This is a genomic window from Microcystis sp. M144S2 (assembly GCF_020246065.1).
Lineage (GTDB): Bacteria > Cyanobacteriota > Cyanobacteriia > Cyanobacteriales > Microcystaceae > Microcystis > Microcystis ichthyoblabe_A.
The window spans coordinates 31318-43694 of record NZ_JADBTR010000050.1; the positions used below are offsets into that span (position 1 = coordinate 31318).

Genomic DNA, 12377 nt, shown 5'->3' on the forward strand with positions numbered 1-12377 from the left:
AAACTGGATTGGGGATCAAGGGAAACCGATTGTAAAGTTTTCGATACCTCTGGCCGATTCTTGTAATAGTTCGATACATATAACATAGATGATCGGCGATGATTGTAAATTTATATTGCGAATAGCTCATTTTCTTCGGTGTTTTTCCTATACTGGTCTTCATCAACTTTGAGCCAACGTGCAGAAAAGTTAGACCACCAAGTTTGTAAGAGGTCAGGAAGATGCAATTAACCGCAAGAAATAACTGGGGCCACGTTTCTTTAGCAATGCTAAAAAGCTTTCTTCTCTGGAGTTTCGTCCTCACTGTCTGTTTATTAGTAGTGGGATTTCCTTTAGTAGTATTAATGATGACAGTGGGGGCATTGTCTGCGATTGTCTTACAGTCAGTTTTACCGGTTAGTTCCGTGCTTTTAGTGGCGGGAATGATTATTGGTATTAACATTTTGGCTATCCTAATTAGTGCCGCTTTGTTAGCAGCAAAAGGTGTTCATCCCCATGAAGTTAGCTGGCTGCACTGGTTACACGGTGAGGTAAAAACTTCTCATCAAGCTGTTTATGCTTCTTGTCCCCTAACTTGCGGGATGATTCATTAAATCTGATTTTCTTACAGCGGAATTGCTTACCTTTTTTCTATTTAGATTTATTTAAGTTTTCAACTGCCTTATCGGTTGATTATACACACTCCAAGCTAGTGCAACCCGGTTTTACCGGGTTTTTTCATTGTTATTGAACTAAAGCAGTTATCTGAATGGTGAGGTACAAAGTTTTCGTTTTGGGGGTAGGTCTTCGCTCAAATTAGGTTAAACTTCATCTATTATGAGAAAGGCTGTAACTGAATATTAGGAAGATAGGGAGATGAGAGCTTTTTGGCTGTGGTTGATAAGTACCTAAGCAAAATTAGTTACACATTTCGATAAAGCTTTTGCCTTTTGCCTCTTGTCTCTTACCTATCTTCACTAGGAAATTTATTTTGCAAGACTACTTAAACAGTAATCAGTTAACTGAAAACTCACATCTGATAACTGATAACTGATAACTGATCACTGATAACTGATAACTAACCGGTATAATGGGCGAGAAAACCGGAAAAAATCGATGTCTAGCCTTCCAGAAACCGACAATCCCAGTTACAAGGCCATCTTAGCGGCATTAAACCATTTAATCAGCGTTGTTGCCCGTTTACGAGATCCAGAAAGCGGCTGTCCTTGGGATTTAGCCCAAACCCCGGAAACCCTGATTCCCTACGTTATCGAAGAAGCTTATGAGGTGGTAGCGGCGATTAAAAGCGGTGATAAAACTGCCATTGCCGAGGAATTAGGCGATTTACTGCTACAGGTGGTTTTACAAGCCCAAATTGCCAGCGATGAGGGTAATTTTAGCCTAGAAGAAGTGGCTAGAGGCATCACTGATAAATTAATTCGTCGTCATCCCCACGTTTTCGGGCAGCTATCCCTAGAAAATCCCGAACAGGTACGTCAAAATTGGGAGAAAATCAAAGCTGAGGAAAAAAATGACCCGACTATTAGCGGCAAATTAACCCGTTATGCCCAAACTTTACCACCCTTGATCGGGGCGATGAAAATTTCTCGGCAAGCGGCGCGAGTCGGTTTTGAGTGGGAAAATATCGCAGGAGTCTGGGAAAAATTCGGCGAAGAGTTAGCAGAATGGCAAGAGTCCCTAGAATCGGGCGATAAAGAGCATCAACAGGCCGAATTAGGCGATTTACTCTTTACTATTGTCAATTTGGCTCGCTGGTATGATTTGGACCCCAGCATCGCCTTACAAGAGACTAATCTGCGTTTTATTCAACGTTTTTCCCTAGTGGAATCCGTGGCAGAAAAGCCTCTCCATGACTATACACTAGAGGAATTAACAGTTTTTTGGCAGCAAGCGAAAGCTAAGTTACACCAACCATCATCCGGGCAATAATGCAAGAGCAAGAAATTAATAAGGACAAATCTAAGAGTTTTTGGGCTTCTATTCGAGAAAATCTGCAAATTATCACTATAGCTTTGGTTTTAGCCCTGCTGATCCGCACTTTTGTGGCTGAACCTCGTTTTATCCCCTCCGATTCTATGTTACCCACTTTAGAACAGGGCGATCGCTTAGTGGTGGAAAAACTTTCCTACGATTTCCATCCTCCTCGACGGGGGGATATCGTCGTCTTTGAACCGCCGGTACAATTACAATTACAGGGATATCAAAAGGACCAAGCTTTTATTAAAAGAGTGATTGCCACCGCAGGGGATGTGATTGCTGTCAAGGAGGGCAAAATTTACCTGAATAATCAACCCTTGTCAGAGGATTATATTCTCGAATCCCCTCAATATAATTTAATGCCTTTGCTTGTGCCGGAAAATAATTTATTTGTCATGGGAGACAATCGCAATAATAGCAATGACTCCCATATCTGGGGGTTTTTACCGGAAAATAACGTGATTGGTAGGGCGGTTTTTCGCTTTTTTCCCTTTAATCGTTTGGGGATTTTAGGGGGGAATCGCTGACAGAAATTTTTAGCCCTGACGATGTTGAACAATTAAGACGGAACAGGGGGCATGATGGAGAACATAATTACTCACACTACCTAAGAATAACTCTCCTAGACCCGATCGCCCACGCCGACCAATGACAATTAAATCAATATTTTCCTCTCGCGCCACTTTACAGATAGTTTTGGCTGCATGACCGTAAATTTGCCGGTATTCTCCCTTAACACCCATTTCTCCCGCCTGATTAGCCCTTTTTTGCAACATGGCCACCCCTTTCTGCTCGAATTCTTCCCATTGTTGCCGCCAAAAATCGAGAGTGAGATCATTACCCTGGGCGGGGTAAATATCGGCTAAGTTGGGTGGAATCGGTAAAGGGCTATAATCTTCTTCAGGGGAAAGGACGTGCAGTAGTAGAAGGTTAGCTTCGTACTTACTGGCTAAGGATACAGCCTCCTTAAAGACACTCTCCCCCATCTCTGATAAATCTACTGCTATCAAGATTTTTTGATACATTTTTCAGCCTCTGCAACCATGTCTTATTTAACGGAATCCGACGCTATTAGTAATGCGATCGATCACTTTTGTCATTTTCCCATTCTTTGGTTAGATACGGAAGTGGCCGATTACAATAGCAAGACTCCGCGTTTGTCTCTGATTCAAATTCTGGCTGATTCCACGGACTTAACGGGGGAGCGGGTGACAATTTTGGATGTTCTCGATCAACCGGATTTTACTAACTATTTTATCACTAAAATCATGCTGGTTGACCGGATAGAAAAGGTTTTTCACAATGCTAGTTATGATTGTAAATTTTTGGGCGGTAAAAGCCAAGTTAAAAAAATTACCTGTACCCTAGAGTTAGCTAAAAAGGTTCCCTACTATATTGCTCCTTTACCCAATTATCAACTAAAAACCCTGGCTGAATGTCTTTGTCATTTTCCCCCTATTGATAAGACTGAACAGGGGGGAAACTGGGGCAAAAGACCTTTAACTGTTGCCCAGCTAGAATATGCACAAAAAGACCCCGTATATACGGCCCAAATCCACCATCGTCTTTTGCAGCTTTCCCATTTAATTACTCCCGATCCTGCCGGTGAGAATCTGAAAAGATTAACTAATCGTTATTGGGAAATTTACCAGCAATGGAAGATTTTAGATACAGAGATGGAACATCTCAAGGAACGTTTAAAATCGGCAATGATTGAGCAAGAGGCTGCAGAGATTAACGGATTTTCGGTCAGTTACCAAAATCGCACCAGCAAAAAAGTTAAACTGGCTGAATTAGCCAAAGTTGTCTATTTATCGGGTCAGGATAGCCAAATATCTCTCTCCTTAACTAATGATCTGCTCAAAGAATTGGGGGATTTAGCCCAAGGGTTAACCATCGAGGAAAATCGCCAAAAAATCAGTCAATTGACCATCAAACAAAGTGAAGCTGACTTGAGATGATTATAGCAGAATTCAGCAGATAGGAGATAGGAGTAAATACCAAATTAGGTTATACTTGATATTTATGAGAATGGCTGTAATAGCTAGAAAAAATTGCTTGCGGGGATAATCTAAATGACTGTAAAGATCGCTTATCTGGGACCGGTGGGAACCTATTCAGAAACAGCCGCTTTAGCATTTGCTAATAGTTTACCACCCCAGCCTCGTCAATTAATACCCTATCCTAGCATTGCCTTGGCCTTGCGATCAATTGTCCAAAATCAGGCCGATTTAGCAGTAGTCCCGGTGGAAAATTCCACCGAAGGAAGTGTGGTAATGACTCTTGATGCTTTATGGCAATTACCTGGGTTACAGATTCAACAAGAATTAGTTTTACCGATTTCCCATGCACTTCTATCTCCCAGACAATCGCTAACAGAAATTAAAACCGTTTATTCCCATCCCCAAGCTTTAGCCCAATGTCAAAAATGGCTAGAAAATAATTTACCTAACGTGCCAATTATTCCCACCAATTCTACCACAGAAGCGATTCAAATTCTCGATCGAGAGGCTAATTCGGCCGCTATTGCTTCCCCCCGGGCGGCAAAACTCTATAATGTACCAATATTAACACAACCAATTAATGATTATCCCGATAATTGTACCCGTTTTTGGGTAATGGCTTTAACTTCCCATCCCCAAGGGGAGCGAATGTCCCTCGCTTTTCAAGTTTTAGATCAACCGGGTGCTTTAGTGAAACCTTTAGAAGTTTTTGCCAAACGTCAGCTTAATTTATCTCGGATTGAATCGCGACCAACTAAAATATCTTTAGGTGAATACATATTTTTTATCGATCTAGAAATTAATCCAGATCAACAGCATTTAATCGCGGCAACTTTAGAAGAATTAACCAATTATACCGATGCGATCGAGGTTTTTGGTGCTTATCAGGTGGTTAATTTGCCTGTAGAAAGTTTAGAGGAATTATAAACTAAATTCCTCATAAATTACAGAAATTAAATAGAGATATTTTAGCTTTTAAGAGAGGGAAGAATCGGCAAAGATGAGTTTTCCTCTGGGGTAGAATCAAGCTTTTTTTCCCCCACTAGAGGAAGAATAATTTCCACAGTTGTTCCTAAACCTTGACCTTGACTAGAGATAGTAATATCTCCCCCCATCATTTTCATAAAATTCTTAGAAATAGCTAATCCTAAACCCGTACCGCTAAATTTTCTCGTTGTGGAACCATCAATCATCACAAAGGGGCGAAATAATTTTGATTGCTGCTGGGGGTCTATACCGATTCCTGTATCGATTATAGTAATAATAGCCTGTGTATTTTCTAGGCGAGTTATTAAAGAAATTGTGCCTGTATCAGTAAATTTAATTGAGTTAGAAATAACATTCAAAATTACCTGTTTAAATTTAGTAGTATCAGCATAGACTATAGGAATTTCTGGACAAAAAAGTAGATTGAATTTTAAGTGCTTACGTTGCAGCGAAGCTGTTTGTAAATTAATAACTTCATTGATAATTTGATGTAAATCTACTGGTTCATGATTAACAGAAAGTTTGCCCGCTTCTATTTTAGCAATACTGAGAATATCATCAATAATTTCCAACAGATGTACGGCTGCCTTATCCGCTTGTTGCAGATATTCTTTTTCCTCCTGCTCACTGTTACAAAATCCATCCATAACGCAACGAATTGAGCCAATAATACCATTAAGAGGGGTGCGTAATTCGTGGGAAGTATTAGCCAAAAATTGGTTTTTTAATTGATTAGCATTTTCCGCTTCTTGCCGACTCTTAACTATTTCCTCTCCCCAAAGACGTAACCTTTCGAGCATTCCCTCTAGGGCCGAGGCTAACTGATTAATTTCTCGAATATTAAAGTTTTCTGGTCTAATCTTTTGGGAAGGAATTTTCTGAATATTTAAGGCATAATCTCGCAGTTTTTCTAAAGGTATAGCTAAATCCCTGGCAATCAGTACAATAGTTACTAAATAAGCTAATAATAACCCAGAAATTAGATAAAAAATTGCCTCCCAAATTTGTTGTAGAGGAGCCAGAGCTTGGGAGAGGGGACTAATGGCTAAAACTATCCATTTTTGCGATGATTCTCCCGTAAATGGACTGGGGAGGGAACTATAACCTGCGACTAATTCTTTGCCATCTTTCTCGAAAGAAAATAAATGGAGAAATCTCTGCCGACCTTTAACAGCATTACTGATGATCAGATTGAGGCGTTCAGCATCAGCTTCTTGACTGATATGCCTACCAATGCGATGAAAATAGGGATGAGCGAGAATAATGCCATTTTCAGAAATAACCACGGGATAACCTGATAAAGAACCGGGTAAAACCTTCTCACGGTAAAGTAGAGAAGTTTGCAGAATCAGACTAGATTGTAATTGTCCTTGATTATCGTAGATGGGAACAGCAAAAACTAATTCTAATTGACGATTATTATTGGGAGATTTGGTTAAAAGTTGTCGAGGTAAACTTTTAATTAAAATATTTTCGATGTTTCCAGCAAAGCTAGTCCGTTTCTCTGTCCATCTTTCCAGAGGTAAAACTTTGATAATTTCTGGTTCACAGGCTCGATTTAATAAAGGTTTCTTGGTTTTAATATCAATTAATTCCACACAGTTAATCTGATTAGGAAGCTGCGCCGTGAATTGTTGTAAAAAAGCTTGTTTTTCGGCTAAGGTTCCCTGTTTTAAAACCAGACTTTCCCCCGCAGTGATCAGATTGACCTGCAAAAGTTGAATTGATTGCTCAATATTGTCTGCTTTTCTGATGGCACTTTCGGTGAGATTTTGACGGGCCGTTTCCAAAAAAGCCGATCGCGCCTTACGATAGGTGACATAAACACCCATCAGTAGTACAGGTACACTGACTAGGAGTAGGCGAGAGAGCAGAATACGACGAAAGGAGGATTGACCGATAGACATGGGCAGAAATCGGTTTGATTCTTGCTATCAAACTCCAGACTATACTAGCCTATTCACCAATCGGATCCGGTGATATCCCTCATCATTTGCCATGAATCATCCTCACACCACCGTTATTTTAGCCATGAGTGCCGATGGTAAAATTGCCGACGCTTACCAGTCAGCGGCCAGATTTGCCTCTGCTACCGATAAAATGCGTCTAGAACAACATTTATCGCGCATGGATGCCGCTTTATTCGGTGCTAACACCCTGCGTGCTTATCACACCAGTCTTCCTATCCGTCATAGCGATTTTCTCGCATACCGTCAACAACGGGGATTATCCCCGCAACCGATACAGATCGTTTGTTCTTATTCAGGCCGGCTTGATCCCCGGATGAAATTTTTTCAGCAGCCTTTCCCTCGCTGGTTAATCACGGCAGCGGAAAAAGTGGCGGCATGGGAAAATCGGGGTTTATTTGAGCTTGTTTTAGTCTGCGGCGATTGGAAGACCATTTTTAGTCAATTTACCGCCCTAGGTATCAAAAAGCTGGCGATTTTGGGAGGAGGTGAATTAATTGCCTCTCTTTTAGCTGAAGATCTAATCGATGAAATCCATCTAACCATTTGTCCGTTGCTGTTAGGAGGCAATAAAGCGGCAACTCCCCTGGGAGGCCCTGGATTTATGGCTGATTCTGCCAGAAAATTACAACTTTTGAGCGTGGAAACCGTGGAAGCAGAAATTTTCCTACATTATTCCCTTGAACGAGATTCCCACAAATCCCAAAACTAGATTACCTTAAATAAAAAGGTTGACTTATCTTGTCCCATGGTAGAACAGCTTAAACCTCAATATTCTGTGGCTTGGATTGATAAAATGAGTGAGATTCCCCAACAAAAATGGGATGCTCTCGCTCAACCCCTAACTACTCCCTTTCTAGAGTGGGAATGGTTACATAATATCGAAACTTCCGGCAGCGCCACGGGACGGACGGGGTGGCAACCTGCTCATCTAACCGTTTGGCGCGGTACTGAGTTAATTGCCGCCGCTCCTTTGTATATTAAAAGTCATAGTTATGGTGAATTTGTCTTTGACCACCAATGGGCGGATCTTTCCCATCGTTTAGGGATTAGATACTATCCGAAACTGTTAGGAATGACCCCTTTTACTCCGGCGGTAGGTTATCGTTTTTTAATTGCTCCGGGGGAAAATGAACTGGAGATTACTGCTTTAATGATAGCGGCAATTGATCATTTTTGTGATCAAAATAATCTGTCGGGTTGTCATTTTCTTTTTGTGGATCCCCAATGGCGAATTTTAATGGAAAATTTTGGCTTTACTCCCTGGTTACATCATAGTTATATTTGGAATAACAAGGGTTTTCAAAGTTTTGAAGATTATCTGACGGTTTTTAATGCTAATCAACGCCGCAACATTAAACGGGAACGGAAAGCGGTGACTAATGCGGGGTTAATTATTAAAACTCTGGCCGCCGAAGAAATTCCCCATCATTTATTCCCGTTAATTTATCGGTTTTATAGCAGTACCTGTGATAAATTTTACTGGGGAAGTAAATACCTGACACAAAATTTTTTTGAACAATTATATCCGAATTATCGTCAGCGAGTGGTTTTGATTACTGCCTACCAAAATGAAAAGGATACTAAACCGGTGGGTTTATCTTTTTGTATTCGCAAAGATACTAATCTTTATGGTCGTTACTGGGGAAGTTTTCAAGAGTACGACTGTTTACATTTTGAAGCTTGTTACTATCAACCGATCGATTGGGCAATTAGTCAAGGTATTACCATGTTTGACCCCGGTGCGGGAGGACAACATAAAAAAAGACGGGGTTTTCCCGCCACTGCTAATCACAGTTTACACCGTTTTTATCATGGCAAAATGACTCAAATTCTCCGCAATTATATACAGGAAATTAATCAAATGGAACAGGAAGAAATTGATGCAATCAATCAAGATTTACCCTTTTCTAAAAGAGAAATTGAGTTTAACGAGTGATTTAGATAGGGTTTGTCCCTGGGTGCAATCAACTATGAATACGAGGTTCCGGGTGCAGAGTAGTGAGAATTTCACTTTCGAGCGCCGCTAGGGTTTCTAAGCGTTGCTCGATCACTGTCCGTTCAAAATAATCCGCTGCTAATAGCCAATAAATACCATAATGACGCGCTTCGGAAGCCATTAAACCGCGATAAAATTGAGCTAATTGAGGATCGGGACAATATTCTGCCAATAAACCTAATCTTTCGTGGGAACGCGCCTCAATTAAAGCTGATATTAACAGAGAATCCAAAAGGCGATCGGGTTCTTGGTGACGAATCTGGGCCTTTAATTTAGCACCATAAGGGGGAGAATTTAAGGGAGCGAGGGGAATTCCCCATTTATCCAACCATTGATTGACCTGTTCAAAATGTTCTAATTCCTCTTGTGCGATCGCCGTTAATTTCCGCACGAGGGAAGCGTAGGAAGGATAACGAAACATGAGATTTAAGGCCACTCCTGCCGCTTTTCGCTCACAATGGGAATGATCGAGCAGAATAATCCCTAAATTATTAATTGCCTGTTCTATCCAATCCTCAGAGGTGGCACTGACTAATAAATTAATCTTTCCCATCGTCGCTGATTCCAATTTGCTTCATCTTTCACCCTAACCCAAAAAGTCGAACAACACCAGTCAAAAACTAAGGACACGGCTTCTGTGATAGCCTAGATGATTGGTGAAGCATAAACACGGCCAATCAATCAGATGGATTTTTTACTGGAAGTCGGTACAGAAGAACTACCCGCAGATTTTGTCGATAGCGCGATCGCACAATGGCGGGAAAGAGTTAGCAAGAGTTTAGAGACGGAATCTCTGGACGCGACTGCTATTCAAGTTTACGCAACCCCGCGCCGTTTGGCCGTGTTAATCACAGGATTACCGACGGAGCAAGAGGCTCGCAGCGAGGAGATCAAAGGACCGCCAGTTAGTGCAGCCTACAAAAATGGCAAAATTACCCCCGCTGGTGAGGGTTTTGCTCGAAAACAGGGAGTTAGCACCGACGCTTTCTCAATTCGCGCCACAGACAAAGGAGAATTTGTCTATATTGAAAAAACGATTCCGGGTCGTCCAACAGCCGAGATTTTAAGCGAATTAATTCCCCAATGGATTACTCGTTTGGAAGGAAGACGTTTTATGCGTTGGGGAGATGGAGATTTAAGATTTCCCCGGCCAATTCGTTGGTTATTAACTTTAGTTGATGGGGAAGTTTTACCCCTAGAATTAATTAATGGCTCTACCACTTTAACCAGCGATCGATTAACTTTTGGTCATCGCATTCTACACCCGCAATCCCTAGCCATTAGTCACCCCCAAGCATATTTAACCAGTTTGCGATCAATTTTTGTGGAAGCAGATCCGCAAGCGCGTCAACAGATAATTACTGATCAGATTACCACCCTGGCCAAACAACTGGAGGGAGTGGCAGAAATTCCCGCCGATTTATTAGCAGAAGTGACTAACTTAGTCGAATATCCCACGGCAATTGTCGGCAAATTTGACGATGAATTTCTGGAATTACCCCCAGAAGTAATTATTACCGTGATGGTGACACATCAGCGTTATTTCCCGGTGAAAACTCCCCAGGGTTTGTCACCCTATTTCATCACTATTTCCAATGGCGATCCCCAGAAATCTGAGATTATCTCCGCGGGAAATGAAAGGGTTATCCGCGCACGGTTAGCCGATGCCAGATTTTTCTATACTGCCGATTGTGATGAACCCTTAGATAGTTTTCTTCCCCAACTGGAAACCGTCACTTTCCAAGAAGAATTGGGAACCATGCGCGATAAAGTCGATCGGATTATGGAAATTGCCCAGATGATCGTCGAACAGTTAAATCTCGATGAACAAAGTCGCAGTGATATAGAGTCCACTGCCATGCTTTGTAAAGCGGATTTAGTTACCCAAATGGTTTACGAATTCCCCGAATTACAGGGAGTAATGGCCGAAAAATATGCTTTAATTAGCGGTGAATCGGCCGTAGTTGCCCGGGGCATTTTTGAACATTATCTGCCTCGCAATGCCGGGGATATACTCCCGGAAACAATAACCGGTCAAGTGGTGGGAATTGCCGATCGCTTAGATACTTTAGTCGGTATTTTTGGACTGGGAATGCTGCCCACTGGTTCCTCAGATCCCTTCGCTCTCCGTCGGGCTGCCAATGCAATAATTAGTATTATCTGGTCAGCCAATTTTAATATCAATCTTTTGGCATTAATTGAGCAAATAGCTAAGGATTTTGTCACCAGTCATCCCGATAAACCCAACCCGGTCAATCTGATTAAAGATTTCTTTTTACAACGTCTGCAAACTCTCTTAATTGATGATTTGAGGATAGATTATGATCTCGTTAATGCAGTTTTAGGGGAAAACGATCCGGAGTATAAGTCTCGCGCTTTAGAAAATTTATTAGATACCCGTGAACGCGCTCGCTTTTTATCACAAATTCGTCAGGATGGTCAGTTAGCCAACATCTATGAAACCGTCAATCGCTCCACCCGTTTAGCACAAAAAGGAGATTTAGATACAACTACCCTAGAAGCCAAGGCAATCATCGATACGGAGTTATTTGAACAATCCTCCGAACCAGCATTTTATGACGCTTTAATTGCCCTAATTCCCGAAACTATCAGCGCAAAAGAGCAAAGAGATTATCAGCGTCTCGTCACTGCTTTAACGGCAATTTCTCCCCTGGTGGCTGACTTTTTTGATGGCGAAAATAGTGTGTTAGTGATGGCAGAAAAAGAATCTGTCCGTCGCAATCGTTTAAATCTGTTGGGTTTACTGCGAAATCACGCCCGAGTCCTAGCAGATTTTGGCGCAATTGTCAAGGGATAATTCAGTTATCAGTTATCAGTTATCAGTTATCAGTTATCAGATTTGAGTTTTCAGTGGACAGTGGTAATCAGTGAGCAGTTGTCAATAGACTACCTTTATTGATTCTCCCCATCACCCCATCACCCCACACCCTACACCCCACACCCTACACCCTACACCCCACACCCCACACCCCACACCTCCACTGATTACTGCTCACTGATAACTAAAATGGCCGATTCCGAACTACAGCAACAGGTCCAAAGATTACATCGACTGACGGTATGGGGTCGTTGGTTGTTCGTGTTGGGTTGTTGGTTAGGGATTGGTTCGGCGAGTTTATGGGTTTTGAGGGATGATATAGCCTTAATGCGGCAGTATTTTACTTGGACAGCCCTAAGATACGCTTTAGCTTTCAATTACTGGGCTTCTATCGGTCTAGCCTTTTGTCTTGCCATTACAGGAGCAGTGTTAGTCTGGCAAAGTCGCAACATTATTTTAGGACTTTCCCCCAGAGAAAAACTGCGCTTAGAGCAACGGGTGCAGAAAATTCAGGCCAAAGGGCCGGGTCATCCCCTCTGGCGCTGGATCTTAAAAAGCAGGAAAAAAGACTTACAATGATAAAGCTTTGCTGAAAGCTGACGGCT

At 41.8% G+C, this 12377-nt stretch carries 12 protein-coding genes; 9 read left to right on the top strand and 3 right to left on the bottom strand.

The window, feature by feature from the left end; translation table 11 throughout:
* Positions 1–221 precede the first annotated feature (221 nt).
* The 3 genes from IM462_RS06775 (at position 222) to lepB (ending at position 2504) form a co-directional block, all read left to right on the top strand.
* A complete protein-coding gene (locus IM462_RS06775) occupies positions 222–593 on the top strand; it encodes a hypothetical protein (protein ID WP_271947410.1) in 372 nt (123 codons plus the stop codon).
* 502 nt (positions 594–1095) lie between these two features.
* On the top strand, positions 1096–1929 hold the full coding sequence (gene mazG / locus IM462_RS06780; RefSeq protein ID WP_287699697.1) for a nucleoside triphosphate pyrophosphohydrolase: 834 nt from the start codon (positions 1096–1098) through the stop codon (positions 1927–1929).
* Positions 1929–2504, top strand: a complete 576-nt coding sequence (gene lepB / locus IM462_RS06785) for a signal peptidase I (RefSeq protein ID WP_104395402.1) — start codon at positions 1929–1931, stop codon at positions 2502–2504. The genes mazG and lepB overlap by 1 nt, the downstream gene beginning before the upstream one ends.
* A gap of 9 nt (positions 2505–2513) precedes the next feature.
* On the opposite strand, the gene IM462_RS06790 is transcribed toward lepB, so the two are convergent.
* Complete coding sequence (locus IM462_RS06790; RefSeq protein WP_149987986.1) at positions 2514–3002, bottom strand: universal stress protein; 489 nt, start codon at positions 3000–3002, stop codon at positions 2514–2516.
* A gap of 18 nt (positions 3003–3020) precedes the next feature.
* Here IM462_RS06790 and IM462_RS06795 point away from each other — a divergent pair, with 18 nt between their 5' ends.
* On the top strand, positions 3021–3938 hold the full coding sequence (locus IM462_RS06795; RefSeq protein WP_287699698.1) for a ribonuclease D: 918 nt from the start codon (positions 3021–3023) through the stop codon (positions 3936–3938).
* Between the two features lie 114 nt (positions 3939–4052).
* The gene (pheA, locus tag IM462_RS06800; RefSeq protein ID WP_287699699.1) at positions 4053–4907 is read left to right on the top strand and encodes a prephenate dehydratase; all 855 of its coding nucleotides are present in this window, start codon (positions 4053–4055) and stop codon (positions 4905–4907) included.
* Between the two features lie 41 nt (positions 4908–4948).
* On the opposite strand, the gene IM462_RS06805 is transcribed toward pheA, so the two are convergent.
* Positions 4949–6874, bottom strand: coding sequence for a sensor histidine kinase (locus tag IM462_RS06805; protein ID WP_287699700.1), 1926 nt, complete (start codon positions 6872–6874; stop codon positions 4949–4951).
* 91 nt (positions 6875–6965) lie between these two features.
* Here IM462_RS06805 and IM462_RS06810 point away from each other — a divergent pair, with 91 nt between their 5' ends.
* Both IM462_RS06810 and IM462_RS06815 read left to right on the top strand, forming a co-directional pair.
* Positions 6966–7646 (top strand): RibD family protein, encoded by a 681-nt coding sequence (locus tag IM462_RS06810; RefSeq protein WP_287699701.1) that lies wholly within the window; start codon positions 6966–6968, stop codon positions 7644–7646.
* 36 nt (positions 7647–7682) lie between these two features.
* A complete protein-coding gene (locus IM462_RS06815; protein ID WP_287699702.1) occupies positions 7683–8873 on the top strand; it encodes a GNAT family N-acetyltransferase in 1191 nt (396 codons plus the stop codon).
* A gap of 28 nt (positions 8874–8901) precedes the next feature.
* Here the strand turns inward: IM462_RS06815 and IM462_RS06820 are convergent, their stop codons facing one another.
* Entirely contained in the window at positions 8902–9486 is a 585-nt protein-coding gene (locus IM462_RS06820; protein ID WP_287699703.1) for a MiaE family protein, read from the bottom strand.
* Positions 9487–9618: 132 nt separating this feature from the next.
* On the opposite strand from IM462_RS06820, the gene glyS reads away from it, so the two are divergent.
* On the top strand, positions 9619–11751 hold the full coding sequence (glyS, locus tag IM462_RS06825) for a glycine--tRNA ligase subunit beta (RefSeq protein ID WP_287699704.1): 2133 nt from the start codon (positions 9619–9621) through the stop codon (positions 11749–11751).
* Positions 11752–11961: 210 nt separating this feature from the next.
* Positions 11962–12351, top strand: a complete 390-nt coding sequence (locus IM462_RS06830; RefSeq protein ID WP_287699705.1) for a hypothetical protein — start codon at positions 11962–11964, stop codon at positions 12349–12351.
* The last annotated feature ends 26 nt before the right edge of the window (positions 12352–12377 follow it).